This window comes from Chloroflexota bacterium (assembly GCA_026708035.1).
Lineage (GTDB): Bacteria > Chloroflexota > UBA11872 > UBA11872 > UBA11872 > JAJECS01.
In genome coordinates this window covers 161,011-177,632 of the sequence record JAPOVQ010000030.1, presented here as the reverse complement: position 1 = coordinate 177,632, position 16,622 = coordinate 161,011, and the positions used below count along the sequence as shown (strand labels likewise).

The 16,622-nt window shown below is 64.6% G+C and carries 12 protein-coding genes; 9 read left to right on the top strand and 3 right to left on the bottom strand.

Going from position 1 to position 16,622, the window contains the following annotated elements:
- Positions 1–101: 101 nt before the first annotated feature.
- The 4 genes from OXG33_13080 to OXG33_13065 all read left to right on the top strand — a co-directional run bounded on the left by OXG33_13080 (position 102) and on the right by OXG33_13065 (position 3,395).
- On the top strand, positions 102–1,136 hold the full coding sequence (locus tag OXG33_13080; protein ID MCY4114851.1) for a fibronectin type III domain-containing protein: 1,035 nt from the start codon (positions 102–104) through the stop codon (positions 1,134–1,136).
- 18 nt (positions 1,137–1,154) lie between these two features.
- Complete coding sequence (locus tag OXG33_13075) at positions 1,155–1,820, top strand: fibronectin type III domain-containing protein (protein ID MCY4114850.1); 666 nt, start codon at positions 1,155–1,157, stop codon at positions 1,818–1,820.
- Between the two features lie 576 nt (positions 1,821–2,396).
- A complete protein-coding gene (locus tag OXG33_13070; protein ID MCY4114849.1) occupies positions 2,397–2,591 on the top strand; it encodes a helix-turn-helix domain-containing protein in 195 nt (64 codons plus the stop codon).
- Between the two features lie 15 nt (positions 2,592–2,606).
- The gene (locus OXG33_13065; protein MCY4114848.1) at positions 2,607–3,395 is read left to right on the top strand and encodes a DDE-type integrase/transposase/recombinase; all 789 of its coding nucleotides are present in this window, start codon (positions 2,607–2,609) and stop codon (positions 3,393–3,395) included.
- A gap of 209 nt (positions 3,396–3,604) precedes the next feature.
- Here the strand turns inward: OXG33_13065 and OXG33_13060 are convergent, their stop codons facing one another.
- Entirely contained in the window at positions 3,605–5,791 is a 2,187-nt protein-coding gene (locus tag OXG33_13060) for a hypothetical protein (GenBank protein MCY4114847.1), read from the bottom strand.
- Between the two features lie 680 nt (positions 5,792–6,471).
- On the opposite strand from OXG33_13060, the gene OXG33_13055 reads away from it, so the two are divergent.
- From OXG33_13055 to OXG33_13045, 3 genes are all read left to right on the top strand, one after another.
- On the top strand, positions 6,472–9,333 hold the full coding sequence (locus tag OXG33_13055; protein ID MCY4114846.1) for a hypothetical protein: 2,862 nt from the start codon (positions 6,472–6,474) through the stop codon (positions 9,331–9,333).
- A 278-nt stretch (positions 9,334–9,611) separates the two neighbouring features.
- A complete protein-coding gene (locus OXG33_13050; protein MCY4114845.1) occupies positions 9,612–9,749 on the top strand; it encodes a hypothetical protein in 138 nt (45 codons plus the stop codon).
- Between the two features lie 605 nt (positions 9,750–10,354).
- Positions 10,355–11,635 carry a hypothetical protein gene (locus OXG33_13045; protein ID MCY4114844.1) on the top strand — a complete coding sequence of 427 codons (1,281 nt, stop codon included), beginning with the start codon at positions 10,355–10,357 and terminating at the stop codon, positions 11,633–11,635.
- A gap of 641 nt (positions 11,636–12,276) precedes the next feature.
- Here OXG33_13045 and OXG33_13040 read toward each other — a convergent pair.
- Both OXG33_13040 and OXG33_13035 read right to left on the bottom strand, forming a co-directional pair.
- Complete coding sequence (locus OXG33_13040) at positions 12,277–12,672, bottom strand: VOC family protein (GenBank protein ID MCY4114843.1); 396 nt, start codon at positions 12,670–12,672, stop codon at positions 12,277–12,279.
- A complete protein-coding gene (locus OXG33_13035; protein ID MCY4114842.1) occupies positions 12,669–12,959 on the bottom strand; it encodes a helix-turn-helix domain-containing protein in 291 nt (96 codons plus the stop codon). The genes OXG33_13040 and OXG33_13035 overlap by 4 nt, the downstream gene beginning before the upstream one ends.
- 706 nt (positions 12,960–13,665) lie before the next feature.
- Here OXG33_13035 and OXG33_13030 point away from each other — a divergent pair.
- Positions 13,666–15,504, top strand: a complete 1,839-nt coding sequence (locus OXG33_13030) for a serine protease (protein MCY4114841.1) — start codon at positions 13,666–13,668, stop codon at positions 15,502–15,504.
- A gap of 239 nt (positions 15,505–15,743) precedes the next feature.
- Entirely contained in the window at positions 15,744–16,541 is a 798-nt protein-coding gene (locus OXG33_13025) for a hypothetical protein (protein MCY4114840.1), read from the top strand.
- Positions 16,542–16,622 lie beyond the last annotated feature (81 nt).

The following is a 16,622-nucleotide window of genomic DNA, read 5'->3' as shown; positions in this document are numbered from 1 at the left end:
TGAGTAAAATCAGTAAATCTCGCTAAAGAATCACTTGACGAGGCTGTAAACCGCTAGTTTATCATCCTCCTCTATCTCTGAGGCGGGGAGATTCGGGCGTCATGGGCGCGAACGAACCACGGCGGAACGACGGTACGGGCAGTCACGGTGCGCACCCGACCAACGGCGCGAGAGATCGACTACCGGCGGCCGATCACCAATCGGAACCTTCGACGCGAGCCTGGCGCCAGGCCCAATGGCTGCAAACGGCGGGCGGCCGCCTGCGGCGCCAGGGGCGGGTGCTCCGCGTTGCCGCGGCCCTTCTCGCCGCGGTGGGCTTGCTGAGTGTCACGGTCGTCGGCGGCGTGGCGCAGGCGGCGGGGGCCGAGATTGGCATCCGCGACCTGAGCGAGCATCCCATGCACCTGACCGTCGACAGCTTCCCGGTGGAGCTCTCCAATCTCTCGTCCATCGAGGTGTACCAGGTCATCGTGTCGAGCGACCGCGCCAGGCTGGGGGTCGGCGGGTGCGGCGAGTCGTCGCAGACGGCGACAGTGACGGATGCGGCGACCGAGGACCTCACCTTCCACGTGTACGCCTGCGCGCCGGGCGGGGCGACGGTGACGGCGGAGGTGCGCCGGGCGGGCGACAGTGACAGCGAGGCGTCGGTCAGCCAACGCTTGACGGTGGAGGCGCTGCCCGAGTTTGTGATCACGGCGTCAGGGGAGCGGATTCGGACCACGCAGACGACGATGCGGGGAGTGGGGGCGGCGCGGGCGGCCGCGCGGGCGGGCACCCCGGGGATCGTGCCGAGTGTCAGCTTAAGCCGAGAGTCAGACGACTCCAATGTCCTTATAGCGGAATGGGGCACGCCGAGCGACGGCGGGACGCCGCTGACGGGTTTCGGGGTGAAGTTCTGGCGGGACAGCGATGGAGAACCGCCCTATACCAACGTCGAGGTGGTGGGGCCGTCGGCGCGAAGCAAGAGGTATACAGGGCTGGAGTGGAACACGCGTTACAAGCTCCGCGTCCACGCCTGCAACGGTACGGACAGCTGCGGGTATTGGACCGACCCACCCGAAGACAAGACCACTCCTGAGGACACACTGGATCCCCCCGCCCGCGCCGTCTGGGTTCCACGTGACCGTGCACGGTAAGAGCAACATCAAACTGGCATGGGAGACTCGCTGAGCGGCGTCACGAAATACGACATCGTGGGCTACGACGGCAACATTACGGGCACCTGGTACAACGTGACGGAGCCTGAGTGCGGCACCGACTACACCTTCAGGGTCAGCGCCTACAGCGACGGCACGACCTATAAGGCCAAGTGGGTCGCGTGGGCCAGCACCACGACGACGACTGCCGGCTGCCCGCTGCCGCCCGCGCACGAGAACTTCACGGTCGGGACGGTGACCACGAATAGCGTCCCGCCGAGTTGGGACGCCGTTTCGGGCGCCGCAAAATACCGCGTGGAATACCGTCTGGGCACTACCGGCGACTGGACCGAGACCAAGGCTGACATCACCGGCGCCGGCCACACGGTGGACGGGCTCAACTGCGCGACCGCGTTTGGATTCCGCGCGAGGGTCTATGGCGACGGCATGACGCTGGACTACTTGCAGAAGACGAGAGGCTGCGACGGGCGGCAGCGATCCAGTGGGGCGAGCAGGCCGGCGGCGTCGAGCCAGTGGTCGAAGGCGGCCAAGCGCTCCTGGAAGTACGGCGTAGCTGCCGGAGGGCGCGGGTGGCGCGGCAGTGGCACAGGACGAGCCGGATCGCCACGCGGAGGGCGGCTTCGGCGGATGGGGCGTCGGGGATCGTCACCGGGACGGCAATAGCACAGCACAAAATAGGATCCCGTTTAGAGGACTACCGGGAATCCCGTGTCAGGTGGTCGTTGGCCAGGGCGGCGAGAGGCGAATTCGCGAACTCCCGAACCACGGTCAGGTGCGCACACGACGCTCGGGAGATCAAACGCAACAACGAGTAAGCGGAGGGGACAATGGCACGCGACGGCGGTGGACATTGCTCTTGCAGCGATTCTCCGGTCAGGCGGCGATCGCTGCGCGTGAATTCTGCCTGAAGAGGGTCGGCTGAGTGTGTTCCCGGGCCCGCGGAGCCGACCAAGATGACCGCCGGAAGCCCACCACACCATAATTTGATGCATTTCGCTCGAGGTCTACAGGTGGGTGCCTCAGCGCTGACAGCAAAATAGTTGGTAAGGACGAGGCCCCCGGTTCAACTCCGGGTGTGGGCTCCAACGAAGGTTTACAGGTCTGGGAGCCTTGATTCGGCGCAGGTGTCCTCTTCCCAAAGAGACGCGACACCTGGCATCGGTTTGGGCTGACGCCAGAGAGCGGTGCACGCTTTATCTCATCGGGATCAAACGATGAGATGGAAGCGAGGCACCGCTCATGACCCATGATGACGTACTCCACCGGTTCCGGCTACGCCTGTTCGCGCTGGCCGAGGAGCTGGGCAACGTGCGCGCCGCCTGCCGCATCATGGGCGTGCATCCGTCGACGTATTACCGCTGGCGCAAGCCCGTGCAGCGGTGGGGCCTGGACGCCCTGCGCCCCCGCGAGCGGCGCCCGCCCCAGTCGCCGTGACGGACGCCGCCGTGGTTGGAACAGCACATCCTGGCGGTGGCCTTGGCCCATCCCGGGTGGGGCCCCGACCGGCTAGCGGCCGAGTTGCGGCGCCCGCGGTGGGGTGGGCACCGCCGCAGCCCGCACGGCATCTGGAACGTGCTGCGCCGCGCGGGCCTCAATACGCGCGCCAAGCGGCTGGGGCTGATCGCGGGCTACCAGGCCCCGCCCGAGCCACCCCCGCGCGTCCCGGAGCCCGTGCGCCATATCGAGGCCGCCCAGCCGGGCGAGCTGGTCCAGCTGGACTGTTTCCACGTCGGCCAGTTGACGGGCTCTCGGGGACGCACCTGGCAGTACACGGCCATTGACGTCGCCACGAGCTACACCTGGGCCACCCTCCACAACACCCCGCGCAATCCCGCCGCCCGCCACACCGCGGCCTTAGCCCAGCAGGTCGCCGCGGACTTGGCCCGCCATGGCTGGCCGCTCCAGCGCGTCAGCACCGACAACGCCAGCGAGTTCACCAGCGCCACCTTCCGGCAGGCCCTCGCCCACGCCGGGGTGCGTCACACGCGGATCCGCGCGGGCCGGCCCGAGAGCAACGGCTGCGTGGAGCGCGTCCACCAAACCATCCTCGCGGAGTGCTACCGCCCCACCTTCGCCCGTGCCTTGATCCCCCGCTTCACGGCCCTCCGCCGGGATCTGGCGCAGTATCTCCAGTACTACAACCACGACCGCGCCCACACCGGGCGCCGCACGCAAGGCCGCACTCCCGCCGAAGTCCTTGGGGCTGCGAAAATGTGGCCGCAGAGGTCGTCGAGATGAGCCCCACCCGTCGCTACATCTCGGGAAGAGGACACGGTGTCGCCGCCGGTGATGGTGAAGAGACAGCCGTCGTCGAGGGGGATGCCCTCACAGTCCAGCGCGCCGACCGACGGAACAAACGCCGCGAGGAGACCGAGCACGATGACCGCGAGGCCGAGGCGCCGCAGCGGTCGGCGGTCAGTGTGTTGAACGCCGAGGGGGCGCACAGCCTATTGCAGCGGGCCGTAGTACCAGCGGGTGATGATGTGGTTGGCGATGTCCGCGGCCGCGGAGTCGGCCCCCTCGACGAAGGCGCGGCGCATCAGATACAGGCCGCCAACCTTTCGCTGGCAAAAGTCACAACGATCGACCAACCGGGTTTTGTCGCCCCACCGGTTTGCATGATATTGAATCTGCCAGAAATTGAGGATCCGATACAGTTTGCTGAATCCGCGATGAAACTCGTGATGGCCTAACGCATCGTAGAGATCCAGATACATAAGGGCGCCAAGATTGTAATTGCAAGTCGAGAAGCTTTCGGAAATGTCGGCCAGCCCGGCGACGGGACAATGCGACCGCCACTCGTCGAGGTCTGGCCGTTCGTGGAAACCGGCTCGCACCTGGACGAAGCGCGCGGCGCCTTCGGTTACCCAAGTCGGCGCATCTCCGGCAAAAAACTGATGGGCCAATTCGTGAGCAAACAGGCTCCGCAAATAGTTGGATGTATCTGAAACCCGAAAGCTCTCGGCAAAGACGCTAACGAACGGCACCCCCCCGGTATTGAACGTATACCGAGAAATGATGACACCGATGGTGTTGGTCGGGAACCGTATCCCCATGACGTGCTCGACGGCGCGAACGGCTTGCTCGAAGACATCCATCGTCTGCGGGGAAACCGGGACCGAGCGGAGGACGATCAGCAGCGCGGATCCGGTCAGCGGCAGCGAGATCCGCCGTCGCTCGATGGTAATGCCGCGACTGGCGGGATCGACGAGAAACTGGTCGAGCAGCCGCGGATCGTTTTGATCCGTCATGCCGTCAAGGATCGCATTTCCGTGAATCTTGAGAATGAGCGCGTGCTCGTCCGTAAGCCCACCTTTCGAGAGGAGATATGCCACGTTCCGTTGTAACAAGGCGAGCTCTCTCGCATTATCAAAGTAATCCACAGAGAAACGGAATAAAGTAAAGATCGCCTGCGCCTCAAAACCCTCAATGGAATCCATCAAGGGCATGGCCATGAGATCGGCGCCGAGCCGGTCAATCGCGGCCCGCGGTCCGGGATTCACCGCCGAGGAATAGAATCTGGAGTTTAACCCATCAAGCACGTGCCGTTCGTCGGGGCTGATGCCATCGTGGAGCCACGGGCGTTTTAGGAGCACCTCCACGGTCGCGGGGAAAATGAAGGCGAAGTCGTAGAGAATCCGCGCGGCCAGATGCTCGAAATCGGTGAGGCCGTCCTGAACCCAGGGGAGGCTGGCAATCTCGACGGCGCGGTGCAGGCCGTCCAGAGTGGCGGCGGTCAGGGGACGGGGCAGGCTGATGGGGGCGATGTCGGGTGCGTTGGGGTGGCGTAGCCGACGCAGATCGATCTCGTAGAGGAGGTACGCAAACAGATCGGGAAAGTCACGAGCCATGCGCACCAGGCGGTCGACGGCGTGGCGCTCGACGAGGGTCAGGCCATCCCGCGCCCAGGGCAGCTCGGCGATGGCCGGGAGGACGTCGGGCGGCGGCGCATAGAGGGGCTGTTTCACCCGGTCCGGGATGATCACGTCGCTGAGCTGCTTGACCTTGTCGGGGACGTTCTGGAGGTTGACGCGGCCGACGGTGGTGCCGGGCGCAGGCACGTTCCAGATGACGAACACGGTGCGCTGGGCGCGCAGAATTTGGAGGCCCTGGGGATGGCCGTCGACCTCGCGTTCCTCGTAGCGGATGGGGAGGCCGTAGAGGTTGAGCCAATCCGGCTCGCTGAGGAACCGCTCCTTGATGGCCGGGTTCTGGTCCAGCAGCGCCAGATGGTTGCGGATGATGGCGCCGAAGGTCGCGCCCTGGTCCTCCGCAAGGACCTGGTGGGGCGGGACGTTGGGCAGCTCGACGTCGGGATAGCGGTTGGCCAGCGCGTCGAGGGTGTTGTAGTAGTTCATGCGCTGCTTGCCGGGGTGCCACTGGAGGATCACCTTCTGGAAGGCCTGGAGGGTGAAGGGCCCGTCGATCCAGCGCTGGCTGATGGGATAGCCGATGGCCTGGAGGTCGCGCGCCTGGACGAAGTCCCAGAGCGGCACGTCGTCGGCATTGGTGACGGCGAAGCCGTCGTCGGGATCCTCGGTATCGCCGCCGGTGATGGTGAAGAGGCAGCCGCCGTCGAGGGCAATGCCCGCGCAGTCGAGGGCGGCGGCCGCCGGGGCCAGGACGGTCAGCATGGCGACCACCAGCGGCGTGAGGCCCAGGCGCGTGGCGGCGCGCCGCGTGCCCAGCGGTAGACGCGGCGTCACCGTGCAACTCCGTTCACCGTGGGTGCCGAACCAACGGCGGTGGGCGTCCACAGATGATATGGTCTGGAAGAGATGATCACTTAACATCACATACTATATGGGTCATAACTCGCCAACAGCTCACTTGACAGGGCCATAAACCACTAAGATATCATTTATCTCTATCCCGAATTCAAGAAGATTCGGGCGGAATGGGCGCGACCGAAGCACGGCGGACTGACGGTGCGGGCGATGCGGCTATCCGCGCGAATGACGGCGCGGGAGGCCAACACCCGGCCGCCGGGCGCCAATTGGAACATTCGTCGCGATCCTTGCGCGCGTGCGTGCCGGATCAAGGTCCGACCACGACGATTGAGACTCGGCCGTTGAACCACCCCCGGGTTCCGAAGCGGTGCTACGCGCCAAGGCGAGGGCTTCGAGCCAAAGCCTGCTGGCTGCTGCTGGTGGCGGTCACCGCGCTTGCCCTGGCGGCCCAGCCGGCGCCCGCCATCGCGCAGGACCCAAGCGACGAGGAGACCTGCGAGGGCGAAAGCTTCAATACCACGCCGACGGTGGTGACGGTGACGGCCGTGCCCATCGAGGCCACGTCCACGACCGACGACTATTTCGTGCTGTTCGTCACGCATGACGTGGACGGTGACGTCGTGCATCAGCCAGTTCTCGTGAAGCGCGGAGAGGCAGGCACGACCACGCTCGCCGAGAACGTGGCGGCCCTGCCGAAGGAGCGCTACCGGGTCGAGAAGTACAGCATCTCCGACCCGGCGGACGTGGACGGCGACTGCGTCGATGACCTCACCGAACTCGACGATCTGGGAACGAAGAACCCGGTGAATCCGGCCCCCGTCATCCAGAGCAGCGACGGAGCAGTCGCCATTCCTGATGACAGCGAGTTCACCGCGCTTGCGTTCAGTGAGAAGTTCCTAAAATTCGTGATTACCGAAACTGACAACAATCACTTAGGCATCTATTTCATAGACAGCAAGACGCACCAGGTGCACACTGCTTTCCTAGATGCTGTGGACCTATCTTTGGGCGACGTAGTGCTTGGTGACATAGAATATAATGATTCGCTGATAGCCACGGACGGCAGCCACGGGCTCTATCTCTACCGGATTCGAACGGGTTCGTTGGGACCGAACCAGTATCCCCTTAGTGTTGCACAGCAGGTCCACGCACTACTCGCTGCAAGCGTTCCACTTGTGACAAACAACTTGGGATTTCATATTCAGAACAATAGTCTGAGGTACTTTCAGTCCGATTTGACCGCCTTGAGGGGGTCACGCATCCCTCTCCTATTCGACGAAGACGTCTACGAGGATCGCGACTTTCTACCCTTGAATACTGGCTTGAGCTACGGCCGTCTTCGAGTAATCGATCTGGATGAGCGTCCCCATCCCCGTGAAATCATTGTTCTTGAAGCTCTGCCCAACAATCTGCCGCGCGTCGCCGGCATCATCACCACGCTACCCCAAACGCCGCTTTCGCATGTCAACCTGCGGGCGGTGCAGGACGGCGTGCCGAACGCCTTCATTCGCAACATCCTCGACCGGCCCCGCATCAGAAGGCTCGACGGCCACTATGTCCGCTTGACGGTTGCACCAGGCGGCTGGAGCTTGCAAGAGGCCACCCGCGCTGAGGTCGATGCACACTACGCCGCTTCCCGGCCCGCCCGCACCCAGACGCCGAAACGCGACCTATCCGTGAAGACGATCACTGCGTTGAGCGACATCGGCTTCGCCGATTTCGATGCGTTCGGCGTCAAGGCGGCCAACGTGGCCGAAGTTCGGAAGCTCGGCTTCCCTGCCGGCACCGTTCCCAACGGGTTCGCGATCCCGTTCTATTTCTACGACGAATTCATGAGCAAGACCCCCCTGGGTGAGGCGACGCTCTTCGGCAAGAGGAGCGGCCCCGAGGACGAGAAATTCACGCTGGCAGCCGACGTGAAGCTTATCGATGCCGTCAAGGCGATCCTGGCCCACACCAAATTCCAGACGGACTTTGACGTCCAGGACGAGATGCTCGATGACCTGCGCGATGCGATCAAGGACGCCGACTCTCCGCAATGGATCATCGACGCCCTCACCGCGATGCATGCGACCTTTCCCGAAGGGCAATCGCTCCGCTACCGGTCCAGCACCAACAACGAGGACCTGCCCGGGTTCAACGGCGCGGGGCTCTACGACTCCTATACGCAGCATCCCGACGAGACCGAGGAGGACGGCATCGACAAGTCCCTCAAGCAGGTCTTCGCCAGCCTGTGGAACTTTCGCGCCTTCGGCGAGCGCGAGTTCCATCGCATCGATCACCTGGCGGCCGCGATGGGGGTGCTGGTGCATCCCAACTACACCGACGAGATGGCCAACGGGGTGGCTGTCAGCTTTGATCCCTCCACTGGCACCTACGCGAACTACTACGTGAACACGCAGCTTGGCGAGGATCTGGTGACCAATCCCGAGGCGCAGTCGGTACCCGAGGAAGGGGCGCTCGGATCGGGCGGCTCCTACCGTGTACTTGCCACGTCGAACCTGGTGCTGCCTGGGGAACTCCTGCTGAGCGAGGCCCAGCTGTCGCAGCTGCGCCGCCATCTCGAAGCGATTCATGACCACTTCGAGGGGCTATATAACCCCGCGCCCGGCGACCCCTTCGCCATGGAGATCGAGTTCAAGATCACGAGCGAGAACGTCCTCGCAATCAAGCAAGCTCGTCCGTGGGTCTTCGGGCATGAGTCCGGCGGCAGTGACGGCGGCGACGGCAGTGACGACGGCGGGGGCGACGACGGCGGGGGCAACGGCGGCGGGGGCGGCGACGGCAGTGGCGGCGGTGGTAGCGGCGGCGGTGGCGGCGGCGGCGGTGGCGGCGCACCAGGTCCCGCACCTGCCCCGGTCACCCGACAGGTGGTTGTTGGCGGCACCCCATCGGCCACCGCCACGGAGCTGTCCGGCAACCGCCTCTTGATACAGCGCCATGACGTGCCGGACGCCGACTTCGAACTGGCCATCGGCGCCATCTCCGCCGACTGCGCGCGCATCGGCCTGGCCGGCGTCATTCGTGACGGTTTCTTGGGCCAGACCTATGTCGTCGTCCGGCGCGACGCCGACGGTCAGATCGTCCGCCACTGGGTCGCGCCCGACAGCCCGCTGGTCTATCAGATTCCGTGGCCGGTGGTGAACACGCAGTACACCCTTCCGGTGGACGTGGTGTCGGCAATCCCCATGGACGACCAATGCCCGCAGCCGAATCTGCTGGTACGGCGCTTCGACGGCGGCGATGACCGCATCTTCGCCTACGACGCGGTTCTGCGGCAGTGGCGCCACGTGCCGGATATCCCGACGTTCCAGGCTCTGGGCTTCTACTGGTGCAACGTGACGGCGGCGGACGCGGCGTTCTTCGAGCGGATCACGCACGGCCCAGCGCATCCCATCAGCGCCACGCCAGCCCGCGACGACTATCCCAACTGCCTGACGTCATGACGCCCATCGCTCGTCGACCAGTGCCTGCTGGAGTGCCCAAGCCAGGGACAACGCGGCAAGCGAGAACCCACCACACCAAAACTGTGATAGCTCCTGAGTGTCTTCGTCGTGCACTTAGTCGCTTCCTCTCGAAGCGGTCCGACACGAAACCGCGAGTCCGTGCTGACCTGTTGCCCGTCGGCGGCGACGGGAATGCTACCCGGAAGCGGCTCGATGGCCGGCTGCCCAGCCGACGGCCGACCTGGACTTACGTGCAGTGACCGTTGGGACGATCGAACGTGGCATCGTCCAACAGCACGGCCACCACGTACACGGACACGAACGTGACGTCAGGCGTGCGGCACTTGCACCGTGTCAAAGCCATCAACGCGAATGGTCTGAGCGGGTGGTCCAACTACGTCAACCCGACGCCGTAGAGCGGGATGGCGAGCGGCCCTCCCCGAAGAGCCCAGCGCGGCAGTTTTCTCCGCCGAGGCGCCCGGGGCGCTCACGTTGTGGCGACTGTGGAGCACCGCCGATAGTTCAAATGCCGCAGAGACCTGACGTGCCGCCGCAACTGCTGCCATAAAGATCCTGGTGGGCTGACGGTGCTGTCCCAGCGGCGTGGCAGGCTGCGTGTGTCCCCGTGGGTCGGAGCATGCTGCCTCGTTCTGCGATTCGGCTGCCCACCAGCGCGCCCGAGTGGATTCGGTCGCCGAGATGGCTCGACAGCTCACCACGGGCGCGGTCGGCCCAGCCGCCGTGACCCCGACCGCGTCGGTCGTGATCGCACAGGCGACTGCCGACCTGGTGAACTTCCTTGCACGCTCTGGTCCTTTGCGGTTGGTCTGTGGCGCACTGCGCGACGGCACCGGTCGAGGGGAGCGGGGGTGCGTTGTCGCCGACTCGAGCGCGCGGCACACGCGCCGCCGGTGGCCCTGTGCGAGGGCATTGCCCACGCTGGTCGGGGACCACGTGTCGGAAATCTCCGCGGCCATGGCGCGACGGAGCCGAATGTCGGCCGAAGCAGCAGGCCGTACTGATGCGCCTAGCTGTTGTCGGGCTGGCGCTCCTGCTCTCCGTTTCCCTCATGGCGGCCACGTGCGACGCCCCGGCTGCAGTCCCGGAGGCGGTTGATCGGACGCCGACGACAGCTGCGCCTGAGTCACCCTCGCTCACCCCGACGCCCGACTCGAACGCGGTGCCGACCCGAACGCTCACGCCAAATCCCGCGGCGGCCACGACGCCCCAGCCAACACCCATACTCGCGCGGGTCGCGCCGACCGCAACGCCCACAGCACCCTCGCCCACGTCCGATCCAATAGCGGCGCCGACAGTCTCGCCCACACTAACCCCCACACCGAATCCAACGGTCACGCCCTCACCAACGCGGACGCCAGCACCCACGCCGACTCCCACGCCCACACCGACAGTCACGCCCAGGCCGATACCTGACCCGACTGCAACACGAACGGCCACGCCCACATCCGCCCCCACCAGTGACCGGGACGTCCTAGTCGCCATCTACCACGCAACCGACGGACCGAATTGGCTGAACAGCACCAACTGGCTGAGCGAGGCGCCGCTCGGCGACTGGCACGGGGTCACAACGGACGCCGACGGTCGCGTCACGCGGCTGGTGCTCGGAAACAACCAGTTGCGTGGAGAGATCCCGGCGGAGTTGAGCCGCCTGGCCAGCGTGGAACTGCTGGAGCTGCATAGGAACCAGCTCAGGGGGACCATCCCGCCCGAGCTGGGCGAACTCGACAACCTGGCGGAGCTGTATCTCCAGTTGAACGAATTGCGCGGGCCGATCCCGCGAGAGCTGGGCCGCCTGACGCATCTCACAGACCTGTGGCTCAATGAAAACCAGTTGAGTGGGCCAATTCCGTCCGAGCTGGGCAACCTCGCCAACCTGCGGCACCTACGGCTCCACGACAACCAGCTCAGTGGGAGCATTCCGCCCGAGCTGGGCGGTCTCGCCAAACTGCAAGGGCTTGCTCTCAGGGGGAACCAACTGAGCGGAGAGATCCCGCCCGCGCTCGGACGCCTCACCAATCTGGATGTGCTGGGACTCAGCGGGAACCAATTGGTCGGGGCAATCCCGGCCGAACTGGGCAGTCTTTCCAAGCTGGCAAGGCTGTTGCTCCACGATAACCAGCTGAGCGGGACGATCCCTGTCGAGCTGGGCAATCTCGACAACCTGTTTGAGTTGCGGCTCGGCGGCACGAACCAACTCACGGGATGCGTTCCCAATGCCTTGGAAGAAGTTCCAACCAACGACCTCGACCAACTCGGTCTGCCGTTTTGCGGGGATGGCTGAAGCTTGGACTATCCCGTTGCCGGTCAGGTCGCCCATGGGGCGCATGGGTAGTCCCGACAAAGTGAGCCAAGCTGGTCGGGGATCACGCGTTGGGACAGCCCGCGAACACTGCACGCCGCACCGTGGATCAAGGAAAAGGAGGCTGCGACACCCGCGTCGGGTTTTGGCGCAAGGAGTGGTGAAACACGAACTCTGGGAACGGGTGCCGAGCCGGACTGCCAGTCGGGCCTGCGTCAGGCTTCCGCAGATCGCACTGTCCCCCCACACGACCATGGCGGATCCTCTCCCAAATCCAGTGCTGACGGATACAATAGAAGCGTCGCCAATTGGCGACGAATGTGTCACTTTTTGCCGGACGTAGTGCCCTAGCCTTTGCGTCAGAGTTGGCACCGGCTAGTGCAGTAACAGAAGGAAAGACCAGGGAGGCACGCGGCAGGCGAACGAAACCTTGAGGGGCTAGTGGCCTCCGGGCTGTGCGGGTTCGAGTCCCGCCCTCGGCACCCTGATTCGCCGGTCAGTTCAGCTAGACAGGCGCTCGACCATCGGGCATCCGTCAAGTCGCGCCTTCCATGCTCGGGTGCGCCCCGTTGCGATCGGCGACCGGCCGCCTGCCACAGGGCTGGTGGGACTGCTCAAGATCGTCACGGCTGAGGTTTCTCCTCCATGATCTGGATCAGGTTGCCGCACGTATCGTCGAATATCGCCGTAACGACTGTCCCGAGGTCGGTTGGCGGCTGTACGAAGCGCACACCCTTTGCCACGAGACGATCGTATTCGGCTTGCACGTCGTCGACTGCGAAGGACGTACTGGGGATACCGTCCGCCACAAGCGCCTGCACGAACGGACGGACCGCGGGATGGGCATCGGGCTCGAGCAGAAACTCGGTCCCCTCCGGGTCTTCCGCGGATACCACCGTGATCCAGGCGTACTCGCCCAAGGGAATGTTGTGCTTGACCTGGAAGCCAAGCGTCTCCGTGTAGAAGCGAAGCGCCTTCTGCTGGTCGTCTACGAATACGCCGGCCAAGTGAATCCTCATCGTTCAAGTCCCCCTTCGTCGGTCGAGATCGGCCAACGTTCCGCGATGGCCTTCAGCGGGTCGCCCACAAACCAATGGAGCTTCGATCTCCCCGCGCGCCTCGTGCGAATCAGCCCGGCGGCCTCCAGGACGTCCAGGTGTTGCGTGATCGCCTGGCGTGACGAGTTGATGCCGTGCTTCATGGTCAGGCGTGCGCAAATCTCGAAGAGTGACTGACCCGACCGTTCAACGAGTTCATCCAGGATGGCTCGCCGGGTTGGGTCAGCGATCGCGCGATACACGTCCACACGACTAGTCCAAGGCAAGTGTTCGCTTGCATGTCAATTGACCACGATATGCAAGAGCGAGCTTGCATGTCAACCGTTCAACGTCACAAGCCACAGTCTTGAGGGGCTAGCGGCCTCCGGGCTGTGCGGGTTCGAGTCCCGCCGTCGGTACCGCGATTCGCCGGTTCGGACCTGCTCATCCGGCCAAATCGCGAACCCGGCGAGAACACGGCAGCCATGCCGGCTGTTCCCGGTCGCCTGGTGAGGACCCTGACAAAGCCGAGGGCTCTTGCGCCGTCGTGCGCGCCGGCGCTCGCCGTATCCCGCTAGAATTCGCCCTCCTCGCCGAGCGTCAGGGGCACATGCGCACCGGTAGGCAGGTACCGGAGCCGCTTGATAAGTTTGGTCGCCGTCGCGGCTTGATAGTTTGGGTTGCAATGACACGGAGGCGGAGGGTTGCGGCGGTGCGCTCCAGGCGTCCTGGAAGCGACGGGATCACGGCCCGAGGGAGTCTGCGAACGGCGTGATCGCTCAATTCACTGGCCGCGACTTGAGGACGCTCGCACCAATGTCGTGGAAGCGAGTTCTCATCACGGCGCCGCTGCTCGCGCTGACGCTGTGGGCAGTTGGCGGGCCGTCGCCCAGCCGCGGCGCCGAGTCTGGCTTCACGACCGCGGAAGTTTCGGGCGTCCAATTCTTCGAGCCGCTGCAACACAACGTGGTGGACGTGGCCGGCACATTCGCAGACGGCACGGCATTTCGCGCCGACTTCCTGGCGAACTACACCCAGACCGGCGGCATCGAACGCTGGGGCTACCCAACCTCCGCCATCGTGGAAGAGCGACCGGGCACCCTCACCCAGTACTACCAGCGCGGCGTCGTTGACTGGCAGCCGCCGCCGGCCGGTGGCGCGCCCACCTTCCAGCGACGGCTCGCCTGGGACTATCTGGGCGGCGGTCTCGGCGGCTCCATCGACCAGGGCGTCGAGCTGCACCTGACCAACCCGAACCCCGGTGAGCTGCTCGGCCCCTGGGGCCACAAGGTCTCGAACCAGTCGGTGGAAGGCGAGGACATCGGCTTTGCCGACTTCTTCCACCGGCTGGGCGGCGTGGCCTCGTTCGGCTTTCCCAAGACCGATGCGCGCGCGGACGATCATCCGGAGGCCGACCTGCACATCCCCGGCCGCCCGCCCGACAGCCGCATTCGCCAGTACTTCCAGGCCGCCGTGCTCGAATATCACCCCGAATCGGCCGCGTCGCCGGTCAAGCTGCGATTGCTGGGCGATACCTTGCGCGACAGCCGCTATCCGCGCCGCGCCTGGCAGCAATACCTGGCCTTTGGCCCGGAAGCGCCGCTGGCGGTCGGCGACCAACTTGACCTCGGGCTGGAAAGCCGCCGTGGACCTCACGGCGACACCGCCGAAGACGTGGCGAAGTTCCTGGAACTAGCCCTGCTGCGCGTCAGGACCGACCAAGCGTGCGGGACGGGATTCTTCGTGACCGAGAGCGGTTATGCCCTGATCCCGTGGCGCCTTGCGGTGGACGCGGCCACGATGTCGGTCGCAAGCCCGCGCGGCTACACGGCCAATGCCCAGATCGTCGCTGGCCACCAGGGGCACGACCTTGCGCTGATCAAGGTTGACGGCGACGGTCATATTCCGGTGCAGTTGGGCGAGTCAGCGGGCCTGGCGCATGGGACTGAGCTCGTGGCCACCGGATTTGACGCCACGAAACCCGAGACGGGCCGAGGTGTCGAATGTCAAGCGGAGCCGACGGCGACGTCGATATGGGCATTGACCGTGCAGGCCGGCCAGCAGCTGACCTTCACTCCGACGATCAACGCCGGCAAGAGTGGCAGCCCGGTCGCCACCACAACCGGACGCGTGGTGGGCATTGCCGGCAGCACATCGCCTGAACGTTCGCAGGCCGACTCCGCTCTCACCGCCGAAGCGGCTCAGGCGCTGGTGGACGCCTGGCTGGATGACATTGCCAGTGGCGCGGCGGCTTCGCGCCCGGCGCGGCCGCTGTTCGACCGAATCACCCTGATCGAGCGTGAGGGTGCGGCCTGTCCGAGGGACATAGTCGCTTCAGGGCGAGCTGGCGGTGCGATGGCGTTTTGGGTCGAGGGTGGGCCAATCGAGCTCACGGCGACAATATGGAAGAATCCTGCCGCATTGTCTGGATTTCTCATAGAACTCGGCAATACTTCCGCGCGGCCATATGAGCCGCATGATGTAATAAGCTTTACAGAATATACTAGTTTGCGAACTGGTATATATGCAAATCTCAGGTGGACACGTTATGGATTTGGCTACGATGCCGAGTGGCAGTCAATAAGACGTGAAGTACATCCGATTCTAGAAAGAGAAGACAGATTCCACGTGAGATTTGTCTACGACAGAGGATCCGTTGCACTGTACATCAATGGAGAGGTGGTGCATCTCGAAGCAGGTCTTCCGTATGATGACGATGTATCCCTAAGTCTGGGATGTACCGGCTCCAGCGAGGTCCAGAATATCTACTTCTACGATATACGCGTAACGGGACAGCTCATTCCAAGCACCTAGCCCGAGCGTTGCGAGAGGTTTCATGCAGTCGTCACGGCGGCGAGTGCGGGTCGCGGTTAGACCGGAGATGCATCAGATCGAGCGGTCAGATCGTGCGGTCAGGCAGATGTCCGGGCGGCACGACTTTGACCTCCGCCCTCGGTACCCTGGAAATGGCGGGCCAGATTCGGTCGCCGCAGGCGTGGGACATCCAACATGCGGGCCGAACGGAGAGTTGAACTGACTGGCGGACGCCTCCAATGAAGATTGTCTGCTGGAACATGGCCCACATGCGCAAGCCGTGGGATGCGCTGGTCGAAATGGACGATGTCGACATCGCGCTCTTGCAGGAAGCCTCGCGCGTTCCCGAACACCTCCGCACCTGCATCGACATCGACTACAGGCTCTGGCCCGAGCGCCAAGACGCCTGGCTCGGGTTTCCATCAGTGGTCGCGCGGCTCTCCGACCGAGTCACCGCCAGCTTCATCGCGACCCGGCAAATCGGCGGTCCCTACAGCCACGACTTCTACACCAGCGAGTGGGGCACGCTCGGCGCCGCCGTGGTGACCCCGGCCGACGGTGACGAGTCGGTCATCGTCGTTTCAATGGCTGCCGGCGGTGACAATTTCACACGTGAGTCAGACTCGCCGAGCCGCCGGGAGGCGATCGGCTCGGTGCATCGCCTGATCTCGGACTTGGCGCGTTTGGTCGGCCGTCGCAGCCGCGTCATTGCCGCCGGCGACCTGTCAATTTTCCGAGGTTGGAGCGGCCATCCGACGGAGATTTGGAATGAACGCGAAGCGCTTCACTTTCAGACGGCATTCGACCGGATGCGAGCCCTGGGCTTTCGCCACCTCATGCCCGAAGGACGGCGCGGCTACCGCGGCGATGTGGTGACCTTCAAACCAATCGGCAAGTCACCCGCGGAGGCGTGGGGACAGCTCGACTACGTCTTCGCCACCGAAAACATCGCCGACCGCGTCTCCGCCCGCGCCCTCAACAGCCCCGACGATTGGGGCCCAAGCGACCACTGCCGCATCGTGATTGACCTCGCCTGAGACTCGACGTTGGAGGCCACCGACATCATCTCCCGAGACTCCCGATTGAAGGACTCGTCGCGGAGCCAGCGTCAACACTCC

Excerpts from the sequence above, each read along its gene's own strand:
- OXG33_13080 (MCY4114851.1), top strand. The coding sequence starts at position 102 with ATGGGCGCGAACGAACCACGGCGGAACGACGGTACGGGCAGTCACGGT.
- OXG33_13075 (MCY4114850.1), top strand. The coding sequence starts at position 1,155 with ATGGGAGACTCGCTGAGCGGCGTCACGAAATACGACATCGTGGGCTAC.
- OXG33_13070 (MCY4114849.1), top strand. The coding sequence starts at position 2,397 with ATGACCCATGATGACGTACTCCACCGGTTCCGGCTACGCCTGTTCGCG.
- OXG33_13060 (MCY4114847.1), bottom strand. The coding sequence starts at position 5,791 with ATGCTGACCGTCCTGGCCCCGGCGGCCGCCGCCCTCGACTGCGCGGGC.
- OXG33_13045 (MCY4114844.1), top strand. The coding sequence starts at position 10,355 with ATGCGCCTAGCTGTTGTCGGGCTGGCGCTCCTGCTCTCCGTTTCCCTC.
- OXG33_13040 (MCY4114843.1), bottom strand. The coding sequence starts at position 12,672 with ATGAGGATTCACTTGGCCGGCGTATTCGTAGACGACCAGCAGAAGGCG.
- OXG33_13025 (MCY4114840.1), top strand. The coding sequence starts at position 15,744 with ATGAAGATTGTCTGCTGGAACATGGCCCACATGCGCAAGCCGTGGGAT.